The organism is Pseudonocardia autotrophica (assembly GCF_003945385.1).
Taxonomy (GTDB): Bacteria; Actinomycetota; Actinomycetes; order Mycobacteriales; family Pseudonocardiaceae; genus Pseudonocardia; species Pseudonocardia autotrophica.
The window spans coordinates 414,877-436,316 of record NZ_AP018920.1 but is presented as its reverse complement, the minus strand read 5'-3'; the positions used below and the strand labels follow the sequence as shown (position 1 = coordinate 436,316).

General features: G+C 72.7%; 21 protein-coding genes, 1 tRNA gene, 1 other RNA gene and 1 riboswitch. Of the genes, 6 read left to right on the top strand and 17 right to left on the bottom strand.

Features of this window, described 5'->3' with window-relative positions; genetic code table 11:
- Positions 1–105 precede the first annotated feature (105 nt).
- Positions 106–1,902: a 2-isopropylmalate synthase gene (gene leuA, locus Pdca_RS02145; protein ID WP_085913652.1), complete on the top strand. Its 1,797-nt coding sequence runs from the start codon at positions 106–108 to the stop codon at positions 1,900–1,902.
- 121 nt (positions 1,903–2,023) lie between these two features.
- Here the strand turns inward: leuA and Pdca_RS02140 are convergent, their stop codons facing one another.
- From Pdca_RS02140 to Pdca_RS02110, 7 genes are all read right to left on the bottom strand, one after another.
- Positions 2,024–3,118, bottom strand: a complete 1,095-nt coding sequence (locus Pdca_RS02140) for an ABC transporter ATP-binding protein (protein WP_085913653.1) — start codon at positions 3,116–3,118, stop codon at positions 2,024–2,026.
- Positions 3,115–4,113 (bottom strand): ABC transporter ATP-binding protein, encoded by a 999-nt coding sequence (locus Pdca_RS02135; protein WP_085913654.1) that lies wholly within the window; start codon positions 4,111–4,113, stop codon positions 3,115–3,117. The genes Pdca_RS02140 and Pdca_RS02135 overlap by 4 nt, the downstream gene beginning before the upstream one ends.
- On the bottom strand, positions 4,110–5,033 hold the full coding sequence (locus Pdca_RS02130) for an ABC transporter permease (RefSeq protein WP_085913655.1): 924 nt from the start codon (positions 5,031–5,033) through the stop codon (positions 4,110–4,112). The genes Pdca_RS02135 and Pdca_RS02130 overlap by 4 nt, the downstream gene beginning before the upstream one ends.
- Positions 5,030–6,034: an ABC transporter permease gene (locus Pdca_RS02125; protein WP_085913656.1), complete on the bottom strand. Its 1,005-nt coding sequence runs from the start codon at positions 6,032–6,034 to the stop codon at positions 5,030–5,032. Before Pdca_RS02125 ends, Pdca_RS02130 begins: the two co-directional genes overlap by 4 nt.
- Before the next feature lie 73 nt (positions 6,035–6,107).
- A complete protein-coding gene (locus tag Pdca_RS02120) occupies positions 6,108–7,763 on the bottom strand; it encodes an ABC transporter substrate-binding protein (protein WP_085913657.1) in 1,656 nt (551 codons plus the stop codon).
- Positions 7,764–7,882: 119 nt separating this feature from the next.
- Positions 7,883–8,800 (bottom strand): ABC transporter substrate-binding protein, encoded by a 918-nt coding sequence (locus Pdca_RS02115; protein WP_197719895.1) that lies wholly within the window; start codon positions 8,798–8,800, stop codon positions 7,883–7,885.
- A 68-nt stretch (positions 8,801–8,868) separates the two neighbouring features.
- Positions 8,869–9,762, bottom strand: a complete 894-nt coding sequence (locus tag Pdca_RS02110; RefSeq protein ID WP_158092202.1) for a helix-turn-helix domain-containing protein — start codon at positions 9,760–9,762, stop codon at positions 8,869–8,871.
- 280 nt (positions 9,763–10,042) lie between these two features.
- Here Pdca_RS02110 and Pdca_RS02105 point away from each other — a divergent pair, with 280 nt between their 5' ends.
- Positions 10,043–10,246 carry a hypothetical protein gene (locus Pdca_RS02105; protein ID WP_085913659.1) on the top strand — a complete coding sequence of 68 codons (204 nt, stop codon included), beginning with the start codon at positions 10,043–10,045 and terminating at the stop codon, positions 10,244–10,246.
- A 100-nt stretch (positions 10,247–10,346) separates the two neighbouring features.
- On the opposite strand, the gene recR is transcribed toward Pdca_RS02105, so the two are convergent.
- Both recR and Pdca_RS02095 read right to left on the bottom strand, forming a co-directional pair.
- Complete coding sequence (gene recR / locus Pdca_RS02100; RefSeq protein WP_085913660.1) at positions 10,347–10,964, bottom strand: recombination mediator RecR; 618 nt, start codon at positions 10,962–10,964, stop codon at positions 10,347–10,349.
- 1 nt (position 10,965) lies between these two features.
- Positions 10,966–11,280, bottom strand: coding sequence for a YbaB/EbfC family nucleoid-associated protein (locus tag Pdca_RS02095; RefSeq protein ID WP_085913661.1), 315 nt, complete (start codon positions 11,278–11,280; stop codon positions 10,966–10,968).
- Positions 11,281–11,408: 128 nt separating this feature from the next.
- On the opposite strand from Pdca_RS02095, the gene Pdca_RS02090 reads away from it, so the two are divergent.
- Complete coding sequence (locus Pdca_RS02090; protein WP_085913662.1) at positions 11,409–12,179, top strand: N-acetylmuramoyl-L-alanine amidase; 771 nt, start codon at positions 11,409–11,411, stop codon at positions 12,177–12,179.
- 9 nt (positions 12,180–12,188) lie between these two features.
- On the opposite strand, the gene Pdca_RS38155 is transcribed toward Pdca_RS02090, so the two are convergent.
- Together Pdca_RS38155 and ffs are read right to left on the bottom strand one after the other, a co-directional pair.
- Entirely contained in the window at positions 12,189–14,846 is a 2,658-nt protein-coding gene (locus Pdca_RS38155; RefSeq protein ID WP_197719894.1) for a DNA polymerase III subunit gamma and tau, read from the bottom strand.
- Positions 14,847–14,907: 61 nt separating this feature from the next.
- Positions 14,908–15,002, bottom strand: an RNA gene (gene ffs / locus Pdca_RS02075) — signal recognition particle sRNA small type.
- Positions 15,003–15,082: 80 nt separating this feature from the next.
- On the opposite strand from ffs, the gene Pdca_RS02070 reads away from it, so the two are divergent.
- Positions 15,083–15,170 (top strand) — tRNA-Ser (locus Pdca_RS02070).
- Positions 15,171–15,434: 264 nt separating this feature from the next.
- On the top strand, positions 15,435–15,902 hold the full coding sequence (locus Pdca_RS02065) for a DUF5946 family protein (protein WP_085913663.1): 468 nt from the start codon (positions 15,435–15,437) through the stop codon (positions 15,900–15,902).
- A 61-nt stretch (positions 15,903–15,963) separates the two neighbouring features.
- Here Pdca_RS02065 and Pdca_RS02060 read toward each other — a convergent pair whose 3' ends face one another.
- The 6 genes from Pdca_RS02060 to Pdca_RS02035 all read right to left on the bottom strand — a co-directional run bounded on the left by Pdca_RS02060 (position 15,964) and on the right by Pdca_RS02035 (position 20,350).
- Complete coding sequence (locus tag Pdca_RS02060; RefSeq protein ID WP_085913664.1) at positions 15,964–16,575, bottom strand: LysE family translocator; 612 nt, start codon at positions 16,573–16,575, stop codon at positions 15,964–15,966.
- Positions 16,576–16,757: 182 nt separating this feature from the next.
- Complete coding sequence (locus Pdca_RS02055) at positions 16,758–18,044, bottom strand: DUF6297 family protein (protein WP_085913665.1); 1,287 nt, start codon at positions 18,042–18,044, stop codon at positions 16,758–16,760.
- A gap of 92 nt (positions 18,045–18,136) precedes the next feature.
- The gene (locus Pdca_RS02050; RefSeq protein ID WP_085913666.1) at positions 18,137–18,754 is read right to left on the bottom strand and encodes an ABC transporter ATP-binding protein; all 618 of its coding nucleotides are present in this window, start codon (positions 18,752–18,754) and stop codon (positions 18,137–18,139) included.
- A gap of 146 nt (positions 18,755–18,900) precedes the next feature.
- Positions 18,901–19,107 carry a hypothetical protein gene (locus Pdca_RS35250; protein WP_166665826.1) on the bottom strand — a complete coding sequence of 69 codons (207 nt, stop codon included), beginning with the start codon at positions 19,105–19,107 and terminating at the stop codon, positions 18,901–18,903.
- A gap of 428 nt (positions 19,108–19,535) precedes the next feature.
- Positions 19,536–19,853 (bottom strand): winged helix-turn-helix domain-containing protein, encoded by a 318-nt coding sequence (locus Pdca_RS02040; RefSeq protein WP_197719893.1) that lies wholly within the window; start codon positions 19,851–19,853, stop codon positions 19,536–19,538.
- Between the two features lie 32 nt (positions 19,854–19,885).
- Positions 19,886–20,350 (bottom strand): hypothetical protein, encoded by a 465-nt coding sequence (locus Pdca_RS02035; RefSeq protein WP_085913668.1) that lies wholly within the window; start codon positions 20,348–20,350, stop codon positions 19,886–19,888.
- Positions 20,351–20,452: 102 nt separating this feature from the next.
- Positions 20,453–20,534, top strand: a riboswitch (ZMP/ZTP riboswitch).
- A gap of 11 nt (positions 20,535–20,545) precedes the next feature.
- On the opposite strand from Pdca_RS02035, the gene Pdca_RS02030 reads away from it, so the two are divergent.
- On the top strand, positions 20,546–21,424 hold the full coding sequence (locus tag Pdca_RS02030) for a bifunctional 5,10-methylenetetrahydrofolate dehydrogenase/5,10-methenyltetrahydrofolate cyclohydrolase (RefSeq protein ID WP_085913669.1): 879 nt from the start codon (positions 20,546–20,548) through the stop codon (positions 21,422–21,424).
- Positions 21,425–21,440: the final 16 nt, after the last annotated feature.

Genomic DNA, 21,440 nt, shown 5'->3' with positions numbered 1-21,440 from the left:
GGGTCTGACCGACCGGCCCCTCGTCGCGGGGTCTCGCGTGTCCGCCGGTCGCCACGACCGTCCAGCGAACACAGCGACACCGCGACAACTCAGGAGCTCCTTCCCGTGACCACGTCTGCCGACGCCTTCGAGTCCCGCGCCCGCACCAACGTCCGCACCCCCGAGGGCGCGCCGCACGCCGGCCAGCCCGCCTGGAACCGCCAGCGCGGCTCGCAGCTGCCGTTCCACCGCTATCAGCCCTTCCATCAGCTGGTCGAGCCGGTCTCGCTGCCCGACCGCACCTGGCCCGACAAGGTGATCGACACCGCGCCGCTGTGGTGCGCGGTCGACCTGCGCGACGGCAACCAGGCGCTGATCGACCCGATGAGCCCGCTGCGCAAGCGGCGCATGTTCGACCTGCTGGTACGCATGGGCTACAAGCAGATCGAGGTCGGCTTCCCGGCGGCGAGCCAGACCGACTTCGACTTCGTCCGCGAGATCATCGAGCAGGGCGCGATCCCGGACGACGTCCAGATCCAGGTCCTCACGCAGGCCCGGCCGGAGCTGATCGAGCGCACCTTCGCCGCCTGCGAGGGAGCGCACTCGGCGATCGTCCACCTCTACAACTCGACGTCGATCCTGCAGCGCCGGGTCGTCTTCCGTGCCGACCGCGCGGGCATCACCAAGATCGCCACCGACGGCGCGGAGCACGTCCGGCGGATCTCCGAGAAGTACCCGAGCACCGACTGGACGTTCCAGTACTCCCCCGAGTCCTACACCGGCACCGAGCTGGAGTACGCCGTCGAGATCTGCGACGCGGTCAGCGCGGTCTGGGAGCCGACGCCCGAGCACCCGATGATCGTCAACCTGCCCGCGACGGTGGAGATGGCGACCCCGAACGTCTACGCCGACTCGATCGAGTGGATGCACCGGCGGCTGGCCCGTCGCGACGCGCTGGTGCTCTCGCTGCACCCGCACAACGACCGCGGCTCCGGCATCGCCGCCGCCGAGCTGGGCTACCAGGCCGGCGCCGACCGGATCGAGGGCTGCCTGTTCGGCAACGGCGAGCGCACCGGCAACGTCGACCTGGTCGCGCTGGGGATGAACCTGTTCACCCAGGGCGTCGACCCGCAGATCGACCTCTCCGACATCGACGAGATCCGGCGCACCGTCGAGTACTGCAACCAGCTGCCGGTGCCCGAGCGCCACCCGTGGGGCGGCGACCTGGTCTACACCGCGTTCTCCGGCTCGCACCAGGACGCGATCAACAAGGGCTTCGCCGCCATGCAGGCCGCCGCCGCCGAGGCGGGCCACCCGGTCGAGGACCACCCCTGGGAGGTCCCCTACCTGCCGGTCGATCCGCGCGACATCGGCCGCACGTACGAGGCCGTGATCCGGGTGAACTCGCAGTCCGGCAAGGGCGGGATCGCCTACATCATGAAGACCGAGCACCAGATGGACCTGCCGCGCCGGCTGCAGATCGAGTTCAGCCACGTCATCCAGACCTACACCGACACCGAGGGCGGTGAGGTCGAGCCGAAGGCCATGCGCGACGCGTTCGACGTCGAGTACCTGGGCCGGGAGACCCCGCTCAAGCTGGTCCGGCACCGGGTCACCAGCGACGGGGAGGGCCGGGACGAGATCGTCGCGACCGTCCGGGTCGAGTCGGACCTGCACGAGATCACCGGCTCGGGCAACGGCCCGATCGCCGCGTTCGTCGACGCGCTGGCCGGCATCGGGTTCGACGTGCGGGTGCTCGACTACCACGAGCACGCGATGGGCGGCGGGGACGACGCCCGCGCCGCCGCCTACGTCGAGTGCGCCGTCGAGGAGAAGGTCTTCTGGGGCGTGGGGATCGACAGCTCGATCACCAGCGCGAGCCTGAAGGCCGTGGTGAGCGCGATCAACCGCGCCCTGCGCTGATCCCACACCCGCCGCGGCCGCCGCGCCCCGCGCCCCACGCTTCGGCCGGGGCGCGGCGGGGCGGGCGGTCCGCGCCGGGCCGGGCTGGGCTGGGCTGAGCTGGGCTGGGCCGGCCCGGGCCTCAGCGGCCGATCGCGTCGGTGATCGAGAGGGTCGGGCCGGGGACCTCCGGGCCGGCGTCCGGGCCGGTCGCCGGCTCGGCCTCCTGCGGGGTCACGTCGTGCGGCACGATCCGGCCGTCCCGGATCGCCTCGGCGTGGTGGCAGGCCACCCGGTGCCCGTCCCCGATCTCGCGCAGCACCGGTCGTTCGGTGTCGCACCGGTCGGCCTGTCGCCACGGGCAGCGGGTGTGGAACCGGCAGCCCGGCGGTGGCGCCGCCGGCGACGGCAGGTCACCGGTGAGCAGGATCCGCTCCCGGCCGTCCTCCGCTGTCGGGTCCGGCTGCGGCACCGCGGAGAGCAACGCCCGGGTGTAGGGGTGCAGCGGGCGGTCGTAGAGGTCGCGTGCCGGGCCCTCCTCGACGATCGAGCCCAGGTACATCACGCCGACCCGGTCAGAGACGTGCCGCACCACGGCCAGGTCGTGCGCGATCACCAGGTAGGTCAGGCCGAGCTCGCGTTGCAGCGACCGCAGCAGGTTCAGCACCTGGGCCTGCACCGACACGTCCAGCGCTGACACCGGCTCGTCGGCGACGATCAGGTCCGGCTCGACGCAGAGTGCCCTGGCGATCCCGATCCGCTGCCGCTGCCCGCCGGAGAACTCGTGCGGGTAGCGGCTCAGCGCGGCCTCCGGCAGCCCGACCGCGCTCATCAGGCCGCGCAGCCGCTCCCGCGAGATCGGCAGCCCGTGCGCCGCCATGCCCTCCCGCAGCATCGACCCGACCGACTGCCGCGGGTCCAGGCTGGACAGCGGGTCCTGGAACACCATCTGGAACCTGCGTCGCATCCGGCGCAGCGGCTCCCCGGACAGCGACGCGACGTCGGTGCCGTCGAACCGGACCGAGCCGGCCGTCGGTGCGGTCAGCTTCAGCACCGCGCGGCCCAGCGTGGACTTGCCGCAGCCGGACTCCCCCACCAGCCCGTAGGTCTCGCCGCGCGGGATCCGCAGGGACACCCCGTCGACCGCCCGGACGTGCCCGACGGTGCGCGCCACCAGCACGCCCTGGGTGATCGGGAAGTGCACCTCGAGGTCGTCGACCTCCAGCAGCGCGCTCATGCGTCGGCTCCGATCGGCTCCGGGTTGTGGCAGCGCAACAACCGGCCGGACTCCGCCGCGACGTCGGCCGCCGGGGTGAGCTCCGTGCAGGTCTCCAGCGCACGCGGGCAGCGCGGGGCGAAGGCGCAGGCGTGCTCCCACGCCAGGTTGTCGGACACCGAGCCGGTGATCGCCGGCAGCTCGTGCGCCGGATCGGAGTCCAGCCGCGGGATCGAGCGGATCAGCCCGGCGGTGTACGGGTGCCGCGGACCGGCGAACAGAGCGTGCCGTTCGGCCCGCTCGACGACCCGGCCGGCGTAGAGCACGTTGACCCGGTCGCACAGCCCGGCGACCACGCCGAGATCGTGCGTGATCATGATCAGCGCCGTCCCGGTCTCGGCGACGAGCTCGCGCAGCAGCTCCAGGATCTGGGCCTGGATCGTCACGTCGAGCGCCGTCGTCGGCTCGTCGGCGATCAGCAGCCGTGGCCGGCAGGCCAGCGCGATCGCGATCAGCGCGCGCTGCCGCATGCCGCCCGACATCTGGTGCGGATAGGACCGCAGCCGGCGCACCGGATCGGGGATGCCGACCCGTTCCAGCAGGGTGAGCGCCTCGTCGCGGGCCGCCTTCCGGTCCATCCCGCGGTGCCGGGTGAGCGCCTCGGTGATCTGCACGCCGACCGGCACCACCGGGTTCAGCGACGACAGCGGGTCCTGGAACACCATTCCGATGTCGCGGCCGCGCCGCTGCCGCAGCCCGGCGTCGGACAGGGTGAGCAGGTCGACCGGCGGATCGCCGTCGAGCAGCACCGAGCCGGACACCCGCGGCGTGCGTCCCGGCAGCAGCCCCATGATCGCCAGCGAGGTCACCGACTTGCCGCAGCCGGACTCGCCGACCAGCCCGACGACCTCGCCCTGCCGGACGTCGAACGACACCCCGTCCACGGCGACGACCTCGAGCTCACCCCGGCGGACGAACCGGACCGACAGGTCCTGCACCGACAGCAGCGGGTTCATCGGCGCCCCTTCGGGTCGAGTGCCTCGCGCAGCGACTCGCCGAGCAGCGTGAACCCGAGCGCGACGATGATGATCGCGACCGCCGGGTAGATCGCCAGCGCGGGCCGGATGTCCAGGTACGGCTGCGCGGAGGCGAGCATGAGGCCCCACTCCGCGCGGGCCGGGTCGGCGTCGCCGAGGCCCAGGAAGGACAGCGCCGCGGCGTCCAGGATCGAGGTCGCCAGGGTGAGCGTGGCCTGCACGATCACCGGGCCGATCGCGTTGGGCAGCATGTGCCGCAGCACGACGGCGCGCCGGCGCACCCCGAGCGCGGTGGCCGCCAGCACGTGATCGGACTCCCGCTGGGCGAGCATCGATCCGCGCAGCAGCCGGGCGAAGATCGGTACGTTCACCAGCGCCACCGCGATGATCACCGTCGTCTGGCTGGGCCGCGCGGCCAGCGCCGCCACCGAGATCGCGAGCAGCAGCGACGGGATCGACAGCAGCACGTCGGTCACCCGCATGAGCACCGTGTCGGCCCAGCCACCGAGCGCGCCCGCGATCCCGCCGATCAGCGCCCCCACGGCGAGCCCGAACAACGTCGCGAGCACCCCGACGAGCAGCGTCTGCCGGGACGCCAGCAGCATCCGGGAGAACTCGTCGCGCCCGTTCTGATCGCTGCCGAGCGGGAACCCGTCCTGCGGGCCGGGGATCGCCCCGGGCCGCAGGTCCTCGAGCAGCTGCGGGAACGCCTGTGCCGGGTCGTGCGGCGCGAGCACCGGTGCGAGCAGCGAGACCAGTACGAACAGCGCGATGATCACCGCGCCGACGATCGCGGTGGGGCTGCGCCGCAGCCGGCGCAGCGCATCCGCGCCGAGGCTGCGCCCGGCCGTGTCGTCGATCCGATCCCGGCGCCGCCGGGCCCACGTCGTGCTGCTCATCGCAGCCTCACCCGCGGGTCGATGACGGCGTAGGAGAGATCGACGAGCAGGTTCACCAGCACGTAGATCAGCGCGCCGAGCAGCACCACGGCCTGCAGCCGTGGATAGTCGCGGCGCTCGATGCCCTCGGCGACCAGCGTCCCGATGCCGGGCCGGTTGAACACCTTCTCGGTGAGCACCGCGCCGGCGAGCAGCAGGCCGGTCTGCAGTCCGATCGTCGTCGACACCGGGAGGAGCGCGTTGCGCAGCACGTGCCGGCCGCGGACGGTTCCCGGGGCGAGCCCCTTGGCGTTGGCGGTGCGGACGAAGTCGGACTCCAGCACGTCGAGCACCGAGGCCCGGGTGATCCGCACGATCACCGCGAGCGGGATCGTCGCGAGGGTGACCGCGGGCAGCACCAGGTGGGTGATCGCGTCCCAGCTGGCGTCGAGCTCGCGGGTGAGCAGGCCGTCCAGCGTCGGGAAACCGGTGACGGTGGTGGCGTCGATCCCGGTGGCCTGCAGCCCGGACGGCGGGAACCACCCGAGCTCGACGGCGAAGATCTGCTTGAGCACGTAGCCGAGGAAGAACACCGGGACGGCGACCCCGACCAGGGTCCCGACGATCGTCACGTTGTCCCACGGGCGGCCCCGGTACCGGGCCGCCAGGTAGCCGAGCGGGATGCCGGCGAGCACCGCCAGCAGCAGGGCCGAGGTCGCCAGCTCGACGGTCGCGGGCAGCGAGCGGCCGAGCTCGTCGAGCACCGGATCGCCGCTGACCAGCGACGCGCCGAAGTCACCGGTGACGGCCCGGCCGAGGTAGCGCAGGTACTGGATCGGGATCGGCTGATCCAGGCCGAGCGTGCGGTTGAGCGCCTCGATCGACTCCGGGGTGGCCTTGTCGCCGAGCAGCGCCCCTGCCGGGCCGCCGGGCAGCGAGCGCAGCCAGGCGAACAGCAGCAGGGACAGGATCAGCAACGTCGGGATCACCTGGAGCAGGCGGCGCACGACGAAACGCAGCATGCGGGGAGGTCCTCAGTGGTGGGAGGGCCGAACCCGGGTGCCGCGAGATCGTCGCGGCACCCGGGCGCTGGCGTCAGTTCTTGGTGACGGTCAGGAAGCGCTCGTCGGTCAGCGGCGACGGGACGAGCCCCTGCACGTCGTCCTTCACGACGATCGCCGGGCCGGTGGTCAGGATCGGCACGGCGGGCAGGAACTTCGCCATGATGTCCCGGTTCGCCTGCTCGTAGGCGGCGGCGTGGCCGGCCGGATCCGGGATCGCGTCGGCCTTGGCCAGCACGTCGAACATCGCCGGGTCCTGCGGGCCGAACTCGGCCTTCTCCCGGCCGAAGAACGTGCCGACGAAGTTGCCGGCGTCGTTGTAGTCGCCGGTCCAGCCGAGCATGTGCAGGTCGTGCTTGCCCGCCTTCTGGACGTCGTCCTTGTAGCCGCCGTTCCACGGCCGGGCGACCGGGTTCACGGTGATCCCGACGGCCTGCAGGTTCGCCGACATCGCGGAGAACAGGTCGGCCGGGTTCGGCATGTAGGGCCGGGTCACCTCGGTCGGGTAGTAGAAGTTCAGGGTCAGGTTCTGCGCACCGGCCTCGGCGAGCAGCTGCTTCGCGCGTTCCGGGTCGTAGGGGTACTCGGTGACGTCGTCGGCGTATCCGGCGACGGTCGGCGGCACGAACTCCTTCGCGACCGCGGAACCCTCCGGCATCTTGGTGCGGACCAGCGACTCCCGGTCGATCGCGTGCGCGATCGCCCGGCGCACCCGCACGTCGGCCAGGGCGGGATTGTTCTTGGTGTTGATGCCGAGGTAGAGGATCGAGAACGGATCCCGGATCAGGACCTGGTTGCCCTGCTCCTTCAACGTCCCGTAGTCGGCGGGCGACGGGAAGTCGTAGCCGTCGATGGTGCCGGCGGCGAGCTCCTGCTTGCGCGCGTTCTCGTCCGGAATGATCTTGAAGATCAGTCGGTCGAGCGTCGCCTTCTCGCCCCAGTAGTCGTCGTTGCGGACCAGCGTGATCGTGCCGTTCGCCTTGTCGAAGCCCTCGAACCGGAACGGCCCGGTGCCGGTCGGGTGCTCGGTGGCGTACGCCGGGTAGGTGAAGGAGTCCCCGCTCTGGGTGACCGTGTCGGCGTCGTACTGCTCCAGCGCGGCCGGACTGGAGATCGACAGCGAGGTCAGGCCGAACGCCGCCGGGAATGCGCCCTTGAAGGCGTTCAGCGACAGCACCGCGGTGGTCGGGTTCTCCGCGGCGCAGGACCGGTAGATCGGATCACCCGCCGCGTCGCCCTCGTTCTGCTCGAAGCCGCCGAAGACGTCGCCGTAATAGATCATCTGGCTCTGGGCGGCGGCGCCCTTCATCCGGAACCAGCGGTCGAAGTTGGCGCAGACGGCGGCCGCGTCGAAGGCGGTGCCGTCGTGGAACGTCACGCCCTCGCGCAGGGTGAACGTCCAGGTCTTGCCGTCCGGTGAGGACTCCCACGCGGTCGCGAGCCCGGGCTCCAGCTCGGTGCTCCCCTGCTTGTAGGTGATCAGGGTGTCGAACATCTGGCGGGCGGGCCGGAAGCTCTCGCCGTCGTCGTTGAAGATCGGATCGAAGTTCTTCGGCGCACCGGCGGCGCCGAAGACGAACGTCCCGCCCGCCGCACCGTCGGCATCCCCGCGTTCCGACGTCGCACAGGCCGCCATCGTCAGCGCCAGCAGACCCGCGGTGACCGCGGTACCCCACCGTCTGGCTCGCATCCATCCCCCCGTCATCGACTGACAGGGGAACTTATAGCGTTGCGTTACCCAACGGTATATCGTTGCGTCACGATCGTGCTACGAAACGGTACGGGTGTACCAGGTCGTGCCGGAGCCGCTCAGCCCAGCGTCCGCTCCAGGTCGTCGAGAATCAGCCCGGCCCCGGTGGGGCCGATCGCGAGCATCCAGGCCTCGTCGTCGACGGTGAAGGCGCGCCCCTCGCGCACCGCGGGCAGCGTTTCCCACAGTGGCGCGACCTGCGCGAACGGCTGATCACCCTCGAGGCCGTAGGAGGTCACGTAGACGACGTCGGCGTCCGCCGAGCCGATCTCCTCCGGTCCGATCCGCACGGCGATGCCCTGCTCGTCGCGGACGATCTCCGGCTGCGGGAAACCGGCGTCGGCGAGCACCGAGCCGACGAACGAGCGCGGGCCGTAGAGCCGGATCTCCTCGGGCAGGAAGCGCACCACGCCGACGGTCCGCCCGGCCGCGCCGAGCCTGCCCCCCACCTCGGTGGCGCGGGCGGTGTAGGCGTCGAGAAGCTCACGCCCCTGCTGCTCACGGTTCAGCGCGGTGGCGTAGAGCGCCACGTTCTCCTTCCACGCGTCGCCGGTGCGCTCGGCGAACACGGTCGGCGCGATCGCCGACAGCTGCGGGTACAGCGCCTCGTGCCGCAGCTTCGAGGACAGGATCAGGTCCGGCGCCAGCGCGGCGATCGCCTCGAGATCCGGGGTGGCCATCGGACCGACCACGGTGATCCCCTCCGGAACGTCCAGGTAGGACGGCAGCGCCCCGTCCGCCGCGGCGCTCGCCACCCCCACCGGCTCGACGCCCAGCGACAGCGCCACATCGAGCTCCTGGCTGTCGAGCACGACGACCCGCTCGGGCATCTCCGGGACGACGGTCGCGCCCATCGCATGCGTGACCTCACGCCCGCCCGGATCGATCCCGGGCTCCTCCTGGGGGGCCGCGGAGCAGCCGGCGAGCAGGGCCGCGGTAAGCGCGAGCAGGACGAGACGAAGCGGACGTACGGTCACCGGCGGAGTGAATCAAGACGCAACGGGTTCGGCAAGGCTCGCCTACCCGGGCCCGGTGGTGAACCGGATCACCCGGCAGCCGCGACGGCGACACGGTGCCGCTCCCGATGGTGCGCGATCAGCACCCGGGAGGCCTCCGGCTCCAGCGCGTCCGCACGGGCGTCGGCGAGCACCCGGCGGTAGGTCTCCAGGTCCCGCGAGGAGTCGAGGAAGAACTCGCCGGCGTGCCCCTCGGTGTGCACGAGATCCGAGCCCAGCTCGTCCGGGATCGCGAGCACCGAGAACCGCCCGGCGTGCGCCCGCTGCACGCCCGCGGAGAACGGCAGGACCAGCAGGATCACGTTGGGCAGCCGGGAGATCTCCAGCAGCCGGTCGAGCTGGTCGGCCATCACCGACGGCCCACCGGTCGCCCGAGCGAGCACCGACTCGTCGATCACCGCGCGCAGTCGCAGCGGCGGGTTCGAGGTGAGGGCCTCGTGCCGGCGACGGCGCAGGTGCACCAGCTGGTCGATCTCCCACCCGTCGTGCCCGGGCAGCCGGGCGGCGAGCACCGCACGCGCGTAGTCCGGGGTCTGCAGCAACCCGTGCAGCACCGAGAGGTCGAAGGCGTCGACACCGGTCGCGTCGGTCTCGACAGCGGTGTACCGGCCCGGCGCGGGCAGCACGTAGCGCTCGGTGCGCAGCCCCTCGGTGAAGGGCTCCCACCAGCCACGGGTGCGGCTCTGCGCAACGAGCCGGCGGAGCATCTCGGCCTCCAGCTCGGCCACGCCGCCGTAGAGGGCCAGCAGGACGTCGACGTCGGCGGGGCGGGGCACACCCTTCCCGTTCTCCAGCCGGCTGATCTTCGACGCGGAGCAGTCCAGACCGCGGGCCGCGTCGTCGAGCTTCAGTCCGGCGTTGACGCGCAGGCGGCGCAGCTCCGCACCGAGCCGGCGCCGCGCGCCGGTGGGCTCCTGCTCCACCACGTCCTCCTGCCTCCGGGGTCACCGAAGTCCAGTGCACTGCACTCCCCCGCCCCGTGCAATCCGCCGCGCCGTGCAACTTTCATCAGAAATGCAATTGCACAGGCGCGGAGATTCGGGCACCCTGAACGTGCGGACGTGACGCACAGCACAGTCCGGACCGCACGACAGCCGGGAGGAACCACCAGCAACACACAGAAGGGGGACGTCCGATGATCAGCACGACACGGATGGCGTACAGGGGAGAGCAGACAGGGGCCGGCACCGGGCGGTGGTCGCCATGACCGCGCTGGTGGTGCTCGTCGTCGTCGGAATCGTGGTGCTCTGCATCACCGCAGTCGTGATCGGCGTGATCGACTCCAGGCGGACCGGGGCCCGCCGGCGGATCGCCGCCGAGCGGCGGCAGGCGTGGGAGCGGCGGCAGCGGCAGCTCCACGGCGGTCCGTACGAGATCGACGCGTGGGGCGACGAGGACACCGACTGACGGATCGGGCAAGGGGTGCGGCGGTGGGGACCGGCGCGCCGGGGCCGGTCACGTCCGGGACGCACCCGGCGGGACCGGCCGTCGTCGTTCCCGGGCTGCGTCAGAGAGCGCGGCGGCCGGCGAGCGCCCGGCCGAGCGTCATCTCGTCGGCGAACTCCAGGTCGCCACCCATCGGGAGGCCGGAGGCGAGCCGGGTCACGGTGAGCCCCGGGAAGTCGCGCAGCAACCGGACCAGGTACGTGGCCGTCGCCTCGCCCTCGGTGTTGGGGTCGGTGGCGATGATGACCTCGGAGATCTCGGTCTCGTCGGACGCGGGGCCGGTGCCGCCGAGCCGGGCCAGCAGCTCCCGGATCCGCAGGGTGTCCGGTCCGATCCCGGCCAACGGGTCCAGCGCGCCGCCGAGCACGTGGTAGCGCCCCTTGAACTCCCTGGTCCGCTCGACGGCCAGGACGTCCTTGGGCTCCTCGACCACGCACACCAGCGTCGGGTCGCGACGCGCGTCGGCGCAGTACCGGCAGCGGGTGTCCGCCGAGACGTTGCCGCAGACCTCGCAGAACGCGACGCCCTGCTTGACCGTCTGCAGGACCTCCTGGAGCCGGGCGATGTCCGCCGGATCGGCCGCCAGCAGGTGGAACGCGATCCGCTGGGCGCTCTTCGGGCCGACGCCTGGCAACCGGCCCAGCTCGTCGATCAGGTCCTGGACCGGCCCCTCGAACACCTCAGGCGCCCGGGAGGCCCAGGCCGCCCATGTCCAGGCCGCCCGCGAGCGGGCCCATCTTCTGCTGCTGCAGCTCCTGGGCGCGGCGGACGGCGTCGGCGAGTGCCCCGGCGACCAGGTCCTGCAGCGTCTCGACGTCCTCCGGGTCGACCACCTTCGGGTCGATCTTCACCGACCGGGGCTCCAGGCCCGCGGTCACGGTGACCTCGACGAGACCGTTGCCCGCCTGGCCCGTCACCTCGGCGGCGGCGAGCTCGGCCTGTGCCTCCTGCAGCTGCTGCTGCATCTTCTGGGCCTGCTGCAGGATCATCTGCATGTCGGGCTGACCGGGTTGCACGCGTACCCCTCGCTGTTGCTCCCGGCTCGCGGTCACGGGGGAATCCCCCGACACGGCCGGCGTGGACGTCTCCGCACACCAGGGTAGCCGTGTCAGGCTCTCCGACCGTGCACGCCCCGATCCGTCCCGTCGCCGTCGTCCTGGCCGCGGTCGCGCTCTGCGCGGCGTGCGCCGGAGCCGCCCCGGCCTCCCCGACCGCCCCGCCCGGCAGCACCGAACCCGTTCCGCCCGCTCCCCCGCCGGTCGTGCTGCTCGATCCCGGGCACAACGGCGGCAACGGCGCGGACCCGGCCGCGATCAACCGTCCGGTCCCGGACGGGCGCGGTGGGACGAAGGCCTGCAACACCACCGGGACCGCCACCGACGACGGCTATCCCGAGCACGCGTTCAACTGGGACCTCGCCCAGCGGGTCCGGCAGCGGTTGGAGGCCGCGGGCGTCCGGGTGGTGCTGACCCGTCAGGACGACGACGGTGTCGGTCCCTGTGTCGACGAGCGCGGTGCGGCGGGCGGCCGGGCCGGGGCCGCGGCCGTGGTGTCGCTGCACGCCGACGGGGCGGCGCCGGCGGCGGCCGGGTTCCACGTCGCGTACGCCGAACCCGCGGTGCACGGCACCGGCCCGGAGGCGCTGCGGCTCGCCACCGCCCTGCGGGACGCGCTGCGGACCGGTGGCTTCACCCCGGCCGGCTACATCGGGCAGGACGGGCTCGACGGGCGTCCCGATCTCGCCGGGCTCAACCACTCGACGGTACCGGCGGCACTCGTCGAGGCCGGGAACATGCGCAACGCCGAGGAGGCGCGGCTGCTGTCGAGCCCGGAGGGACGGGACCGCTACGCCGAGGCGGTCAGCGCCGGAGTGCTCGGGTACCTCGGGCGCTGACCGGCGCGGTCACTTCGGGTCGATCGTGCGGGCACCCAGGTGGGTGGTGAGGATCTCCAGCGCCGCGGCCTCCGGATCCCGCCGGGCGCCGGGGGTCGCCGCCTCGGCCGCGGCCTCGGCCAGCATCGACTCCTCCACCTCGGCCTCGCTGACCGGCGCCGGCCGGGCCGGGCGAGCAGCGCCGCCGGTCTCGGTCGGGTCGGGCGGGGCGTCGTCCGGCGGGGGCTCGGGGGGCAGCGGGATGTCGGAGTCGCCACCGGCCGGGCGCCGGGCCGGACGGCCGGTGTCGCCCTGCTGCCCGCCGGAAGCACCCTGTCGCTGGGACGGGCGCTGCGGGACCGGGCGCTGCGCACGCTCCGCGGTGGGCCGGGACCGGGCCGCCGCGGCCTCACCCTGATCACAGCGGACCTGCCACTGCACACCGAGCACGGCCCGCAGCGCATCGCTGATCACGTCGGTGTTGCGCTGCTCGGACAGCCGCCTGGCCAGTGGCGGCGCGCCGATCGCGAGCACCAGGGTGTCCCCGTCGACGGCCCGGACGGTGGCGTTGACCAGCAGTGCCTCGGTGCTGCGGCTGCGCTTGCGGACCGCGGCGAGGATCTCCGGCCAGACCCGCCGGACCGCCGTGGCGTCCAGCGAGGCGGCCATCGGGGCGGGCTGCGCGGACGCCGGCGGTGCGGCATCCGGTGGCGCCCCGTCCCGTGGCGGGGCAGGGGCGGCGGCCGATTCGGCGGGGCCGTGTCCGGCCGGTTCCGCGGGGCCGTGTCCAGCCGGTTCCGCTGCGGCGCGTTCCGCGGAACGCGCAGCGCCCGCTCCGGCCGAGGCACCCGCCGCGGCTCCGCCTTCCGGTCCGGCTCCGGATTCCGGTCCGGCTCCGGCTTCCGGTCCGGCTCCGGCTTCCGGTTCGGCGGAACGGGCGGCACTCGGGTCGGCAGCGCTTCCGGCCGCCGGTTCCGCGGAACGCGCAGTGCCCGCTCCGGCGGACGCATCCGCCGCCGCTTCGGCTGCCGGTTCCGCGGAACGCTCGGCGCCCGCGTCGGCGGCACCTGCCGGAGCGCGTTCCGCGGAACGCTCAGCACCCGGTTCCGCGGCGCCTCCGGCCGCCGGTTCCGCGGAATGCGCGGCGCTCGGGTCGGTGGTCGGTCCCGCGCCCGGCCCGGCGGATCCGCCGGCAGCCGGTTCCGCGGAACGCCCCGCGCCTGTCTCCGCGGCGCCGCTCGCAGCGCGTTCCGCGGAACGCTCGGCACCCGCTGCGGCGGCCCCGCCGGCAGCCGATCCCGGGGCGTCGGAGCGGCCCGCCGGCCCACCGGCCACACCCCGCTCGGGCCGGGCCGCTGCCGGGCCGTCGCGGTGGGAGTCGCCGCGGGTCTCGGCCGCCGGCTGCGGTGCCGCCGCAGCGGGCTGCTCGGCGGGTCGCTCGGCGGGTCGCTCGCTGGGCCGCACGAACTGCCGGGACCGGGCTCCGCCGTCGTCGGCGCCGGGGCCGGGGCCGGCGGCGTCGGAGACGATCGCGTTCCGCCGCTCGATCCGCTCCAGTCGTTCGAGCATGCCGCCGTCGGAGGTGGTCGCCGCCGGCAGCAGCATCCGCGCACACAGCAGTTCCAGCAGCAGCCGCGGGGCCGTCGCACCGCGCATCTCGATCAGGCCCTGGTGCAGGATCTCGCCGTAGCGGGTCAGCGTCGCCGGACCGACCCGGGCCGCCTGGTCCGCCATCCGCGAGAGCTCGTCGGCCGCGCCGTCGACCAGGCCCTGCTCGGCCGCGTCCGGCACAGCCTGGACCAGCATCAGGTCGCGGAAGCGCTGCAGCAGGTCCGAGGCGAAGCGGCGCGGATCGTGACCGGCCTCGACCAGCCGGTCCACCGCGCCGTAGACGGCTGCGCCGTCGGCCGCGGCCAGCGCGTCGACCGTGTCGTCGATCAGCGCCGCGTCGGTGACACCGAGCAGCGCGACCGCCCGCTCGTAGGTGACACCCTGCGGGCCGGCCCCCGCCAGGAGCTGGTCGAGTACCGACAGCGTGTCCCGGGCCGAGCCGCCGCCGGCCCGGATGACCAGCGGGAACACCGGCGGCGCGACGGTGACCTCCTCGTCGCCGCAGATCCGCTCCAGCAGCGAGCGCATGGTCCCCGGCGGGATCAGCCGGAACGGGTAGTGGTGCGTCCGCGAGCGGATGGTCGGCAGGACCTTCTCCGGCTCGGTGGTCGCGAACACGAACACCAGGTGCTCCGGCGGCTCCTCGACGATCTTGAGGAGCGCGTTGAAGCCCTGGTTCGTGACCATGTGCGCCTCGTCGACCACGAACACCCGGTAGCGGGACTCGGCCGGCGCGTAGAACGCGCGGTCACGCAGCTCCCGGGCGTCCTCGACGCCACCGTGCGACGCCGCGTCGAGCTCGACGACGTCGATGCTGCCCGATCCCTCCGGGGCCAGCGCCACGCACGAGGAGCACTCACCGCAGGGGTCCGGCGTCGGCCCCTGCACACAGTTCAGCGAGCGCGCCAGGATCCGCGCCGACGACGTCTTCCCGCAGCCACGCGGGCCCGAGAACAGGTACGCATGGTTGATGCGGCCCGCGGTCAGCGCCGTGGACAAGGGCTCGGTGACGTGCTCCTGCCCCACGACGTCGGCCAGCTTGGCCGGGCGGTACTTGCGGTACAGAGCCAGAGCCACGACCGCGAGGCTACCGAGGGGGTCCGACACCCGGCGAAGCGCAGGCACACCGGCCCGAGACAGAAGGGGACCCCGCGCACCCGCCAGAGCCTGTTGACCCTTGCTGCCTTCCGGCCCTGGGGGAGTTCACAGGATGGACGCCGCACGGGGTCCACGGACAGTGTGCCACGACGCGACCACTTCGGGCGCGAGGGGGCGGTGCCCGATCGCGGGGGACGGCGGGTAACCTTGTCCGCGGAGGATTCGCCTAGTGGCCTAGGGCGCACGCTTGGAAAGCGTGTTGGGAGCAATCCCTCACGGGTTCAAATCCCGTATCCTCCGCCAGCAGGAAGGCGGAGCGCCGGGCACACCCCACGCGGGTGGCCCGGCGTTCGTCGTTCGGCCCCTCGTCCGGTCTCGGCGGCCATCCGACCGGCCTCGGGCCGAACCGCTCACGAGCTGAGCGATGTAGCCCGGGGTCTCGCCCGAGCTGCGCGACCGTGTCGCGCGCACGGTCCTGTTCGTCGCGCTGCAGCTTCAGGAGCGCGACCGCCCCGCGAATCGTCTCCGGCCCTCGTCGCTTCGAGTCGCTTCGATACCCTCACGCCCGTGCCCGACCGGTGCTCCGAATGCGGCGCCCCCACGACCGAATGGTCGTGCGATGAGCTCTTCCAGCGGGTGCTCGCCCTGGATCATCAGCGAGCCCAGCCATGGGGAGCCCACCACGGAGTCACCGTCTCCTGCTACGTGCTGCAGCACCCCTCGACCGTCCGGCCACATCAGCGCGGCGCCCAGCTCGACATCGTGCTCGCGTTCTGCGACAGCGGGCTCACCGGAGTGGAACGACTGACGACGGCCGCCCGTGGACACAACACGCACCGTGCTCGAACCCCGATGACCAGCTCCCCCGGCGGGCCGGACGACAGCGCCGCACGCAGCGTCCCCGACCATCCGACGTTCGGCACGACCATCCACGACGTCGCGGTGGACGGGACCTTCCCGGCCGACGGCTTCACCGAGCGACTCGAACGGTGGGCGCACTCGGTCCGTGAGGCCTGGCTGCCGGCCAGCTCCTGATCGACACCTCTCGGTCTCCGCCCACCTCGACACCGCGCGGAGGACGATCGGGCAGCAGCTGTCAGCGTGTCTCGACCGCGAGCCGCCCGGCGAGCACGACATAGGTCGCGGCGAACGTGCGACGCAGCCACGCCATGACCGTCGGCCGGGAGATGACCTGGTTGCGCATCGCTGTCACGAAGAACCCGTAGCCCGCGAACACCACGAAGGTCACGGCCATGAACACCAGGCTCAGCAAGGCCATGTGCCAGGTGCCGTTGACCTCTCCGGCCGGGACGAACTGGGGCAGGAAGGCGAAGAAGAAGATGGTCAGCTTCGGGTTCAGCAGGTTGATCAGCACCGCCGTACGGATGATCCGCCACGACGCGACCGGCGCGGCATCCTCCTGCACCTGAACCGTGGACTTGTCGCGCAGCGTCTGCCAGGCCAGGAAGAGCAGGTAGACCACACCCACCCACTTGATGGTCTGGAACGCGACCGCGGAGGCGTTGAGGATGGCGGCCAGGCCGGTGATCGCGGCGACCATGTGCGGGACGACGCCGAGCGTGCAGCCGAATGCAGCGACGACGCTGGCACGCGCCCCACGGGCGAGCCCGGTGGCGATCGAATAGACGGCGCCGGTGCCGGGGGTGGCGACCACGACGAGAGTGGTCACGAGGAACGCGATGCTCATCCGCCTGCCTCCGCGGGTAGTCGCTGGGTGAACAGTACGACGCTGTCCCCGTGCGGTCACGCCCGTTGATCGGGCTACGACCCGGGTGGTGACGGTCGGCTCCCTCGGCCGGGCGCAGCAGGCGCAACGCTCGCGAGCGCGGCCACCCGGCACCGTCCGTACCGGAAGACCCGGCCCCGGGGCTAACCGACGATGGTGAGGACGACGGCGGCGATCGCGAAGGTGCCGGTGCCGCCCCGGAGGCGATCACGAATCTGTTCGGCGGGCACGGTTCCGAATGGCGTGTCCAGCAGTGTGGCCGTGAGTGCCGGCTCCGGGCGAGTCACCTCGCGCAGCACGATCGTCAGGGCCGCGACCGGCAGCAGCAGCCACGAGAGGACTGTGCCGCCGACCGGCGCGACGAGCGCAGCGACGATCACGGAGATCGCTGCGGGCGGTACGGCGTGCAGGAGCACGAGGGCTCTGTCCGAGCCTCCGAGCGCACGTCGGAGGGCCGGCGAGCGGGCGATGACGGTGAGGGCACCCGCGGACGCGAACGCGGCGAGTGTCGTCCCGGCGAGTTGCACGACCGGGGCCAGCAGCGGCGGCACGATCACCGTGGCGATGTGCGGGACCAGCACCCCGACGGCGATCCATCCGAGCGCCGGGCGGTTGCGGACGACTGCCAGGAACGATGTCGTGACGAATGCTCGCCGTCGTGTGCCCGGAAGACGCATCGACCGCACAGGGGCGCGCCGTCGCAGCCGTCGGTCCCGGGCGACGTCGGAAACCAGCCCCTGTTCCAGATGGGCGGACCACACCGCGGCCAGGAGCGGTGCGCCCGCGGTGAGCTCCGGAATCCCGGCACGTCGTGGAGCACTCCTGGCCGGGACCGCGAGAAGGAGACACAGCACGCCGAGCACGACGATCGTGCCGGCGAGGACGACCGGATCCGGCGGCGCGGGAGCTCCGTCCACGACAGCTGCCGGCCCCAGCACCACCGCGGCGGCCGCGACGAGCGAGACGGCGATGAGACCGCGGGCGGTCGCGGAGAACCTCATCGCCGTCCGCGGCCGTGCCTGCACGAGCAGCGCCGACTGGCCGACCAGCAACCCCACGAGGGAACCGGCGAGGAGGATCACCGGGTGGAGCCCCCAGCCGGCTGACGCGGACACCACGAGCGCTCCCACCGCTCCGCCGGCGGCGCATGCCACGAGGGCGGTACGGACTGCACGTGCGAGCAGCCCGATCCGATCCACCGGGGCCGGCAGCAACCACCCCGCCCGGGCGGGATCCGCGACCAGCGGGCCGACGGCTCTCGCCATGAGGAACAGTGCGGCGGCGAGGGCCACCCCGGTCACCGAGGCCAGCGGTGCAGACACCGTCGGCGACGGGACGGTGAGCTGGTCGAACGCGTCGTCGATCAGTGCGTATGCGACGCCACCGAGGATCGCGCAGGTGAGCACGACCTCGTAGATCGCTCCCGCCACGGCGGTCGCCGATCCTGCGCGGTGCCCGCGCCGGGCCGCACGCAGACGCCGTCGGACAGGCGGCCACGGGACTTCGGCACTCGCGACCCGGGTCACCGGCCGATCCGCAGCACGTCGTCCGCGACCTGGTCGACCAGCGCGCGGTCGTGGGTGGCGAACAGAACGGCGGTGCCGTTCCTGCGCTCGGTCAGCAGGGCATCGGCGAGCCAAGCCCGTCCGTCGGTGTCGAGCCGCTGCTCGGGTTCGTCGAGCACCAGGACCCGTCGGGGCCGGACCAGCCACGCCCCGAACGCCAACCGACGACGTTGACCACTCGACAGCGTCGCCGGCATCCGGTCGGCGGCCGATTGCAGCTGCAGCTCGCGCAGGACATTCTCGGTCACTGCAGCGGCCTCGGGCACGGCGTGTGCATGGGCCATCAGCTCCAGGTGCTCCCGGACCGACAGGTCGGGAAACGACGGCAGTTCCTCGACGTCAGCCGCGACCGCGGCCCGGACGGCAGGATCACGCTCGTCGAATTCGGCTCCGTCGAGCACGACACTGCCGGTGTCGAAGGCCTCGATACCGAGCACCCCGCGCAGGAAGGTCGACTTTCCGCAGCCGTTCGCCCCCACCACGGCGACCGCTGAACCGGCCGGAACGGCGAGCCGGACGTTCTCGAACAGCGGTTCGCCACCATAGGACTTGCAGACGTCGATCACTTCCAGCATCGGAACCCCCTCACCGCGCGCCGGGACAGCAGCCTGTGCGGCACCGAACAGGGCCGATGCATTGTGCCGGTTCTCGGATTCCGGAACGGATCGCGGTGCAGGTGTCCCGGACGAGCTCGGCCTCGACGGCGCGGTGTCGAGGCGGTTCACATGCGGCGCGACCACCACGGAAGCGACGGGTCGATGGTGGGGTCGTTCACCGTCTTGTCCCGGAACAGGGCGTCGTACCGGACGATCCGGCGACGGAGCGACGCGCGATGACGCCGCGGTAGGGCATGCATCGCCTGTTCGAGGGCGTCACGGGCGAACGGGCCGATGAATTCGGCCCAGTCGTTGTACTGCCGCCCGAGCACCGAGCGCGGTTGACGGGCGGCTCTGCGCCACGCGAGAAGCTCGGCACGGACACTGCCCGACGAGAGCCGGGGCCGGTCGAGCCGGTCGAGGGCTCGGCTGGTGGAGAGCGGAACACCGTGGATCGCCGTCGGGCGGGGCTGACGCTGATTGCGAGCCCGCACCTGGGCCGGGCGCCTACGCGGCACGGACCTTTCGGATCGACATCATGCTTCCAGGGTGCCAGACCGCAGTCCGCGGCGAGCTTCTCCCGGCCCCACAGGACCAGCGCCTGACCACCGGCCTGGAAGAACACCGTCTCCTCGATCTCCTGCCCCTGCCAGCCGAGTGCCTCGTAGAAGGTGCGCGCCCTCGACAGGTCCGCGACCCCGAGCGTCACGAGGCTGATCCGCTGCTCCATGCGGCGCACGCTATCGCCGCCCCGGCCCGCTCATGGTCCGTCCGGTGGCGGCGGTGCGGCGTCGATCGCGCTCCGCAGCCCGTCCAGCCACCCGAGGTGGGCCCGCAGGGCTGCGCGACCGGGCGGGGTGAGCCGCAGCCAGGTCCGCGGCCGGCGGCCGACCGAGCCCTTGCGGACCTCGAGGTGCCCGGCCTCCTCCAGGGTCCGGCTGTGCTTGGAGACCGCCGAGTCGCTGACTCCGATGAGGTCGCGGACGGTGCCGAACTCGACCCAGTCCGCGCTCTGGAGCAGTGCGCACAGAGCGAGCCGGGGGCCGGTCTCGAAGATCGCGTGCCGTTCGCCCGCCACGGTGTCACCCGCACCTGTGCCCGGCGCACCGCTCACGGCGTGACCCGGCCGGCGGCGATGTCGTCCCGCATCCGGGCACGGATCCGGACCTGCCCGAGGAAGACGACCACGGCCACGACCGCCAGCAGGACCAGTGCTGCCGGCCGGAGCCCGTTCCCGACCAGCAGGTAGATGCCGGCGATCCCGGCGGCGCTGACGGCGAGGACGGCGACCCACAGCCGGCGCGCACCGGGGTAGGCGCTGATCCGGCGCGGGAGGTACACGCCGGACCGCCGACGACTGATCACCGCGTAGGCCGCCGCGGCCAGGGTCACCGCGAGCAGGGCCCACTGGATGTCCGGAAGCCCGCCGGGCAGGTACGACGCCCAGATCGGGATCCCGGCCATCAGCACCAGCGCGATCCCGTAGAGGACCCAGTAGGTGCGCGGCAGTTCGGCATGGACGGAGAGTTTGCGGCGCGCCTCGGCGACCTGGTCGAGCTCGGGCGTGTCGTTCATGACGTTCTCCCATCTGCATCAACTTTCGATATGGAAAGCGTATGCGAGTTGGACAGGATCGGTCAACCCGGCACTCGACGGACCGCGGCCGGTCCGGCATGCTGGAGTCAGCGCGACTGGCGGGACGAGGATGGGTCACCATCGGGAAGCCGGATCGCGGGTGCCGACCGCCTGGGTGCCCGCCGAGGTCCGCCGATGTCGCTGTCACCTTCCCCCGCACGCATGCTGCCCGGCGCTCCGGTCGCCGAGGCGGTGCTGGCCTCCGTGCAGTCCCGCGCACAGACCCTGCAGGAACGCGGCGTCACCCCGTCGCTCGCGACGATCCTCGTCGGCGACGACGACGCCAGTGCCGGGTACATCCGGATCAAGCAGCGGCAGGCCGCCGCGCTCGGCTTCCTGTCCCCACACGTGCACCTGCCCGCCGACACCACGCAGCAGCAGCTGCACGATGCGATCCGCGCCTTCAACGACGACCCGGATGTACACGGCGTCCTCGTCCAGTACCCGATCCCGGCACACCTGGACTACGGCGCCGCGCTCGCCGTCGTGGATCCGGACAAGGACGTCGACGGCATGCACCCGATGAACCTGGGTCGCCTGGCAGCCGGGATGCCCGCGCCGAAGCCGTGCACGCCGGCCGGGATCGAGGCGCTGCTCGACCACTACGACATCCCGGTCCGCGGACGGCACGTCGTCGTACTCGGCCGGGGAGCGACACTGGGGCGGCCGCTGTCGATCCTGCTGTCGCAGAAGCGCGAGACCGCCGATGCCGCCGTCACGGTGGTCCACACCGGGGTGCCGGACTGGAGCACCCACACCAGGGCCGCCGACATCCTGGTGGCCGCGGCCGGCGTCCCGGGGATCATCCGGCCCGAGCACATCCGCCCCGGTGGCGTCGTCATCGGCGGTGGCGTCCGCTACGAGGGGCGGCGACTGCTGCCCGACGTCGACGAGTCCTGCAACGAGACGGCCGGTGCGATCACACCGCGGGTCGGCGGGGTCGGCCCGACGACGGTCGCGATGCTGTTCCGCAACACCGTCGACGCCGCGGAGCTGATGGCCGCCCGGGCCTGAACCGGCGAGCCCGTCT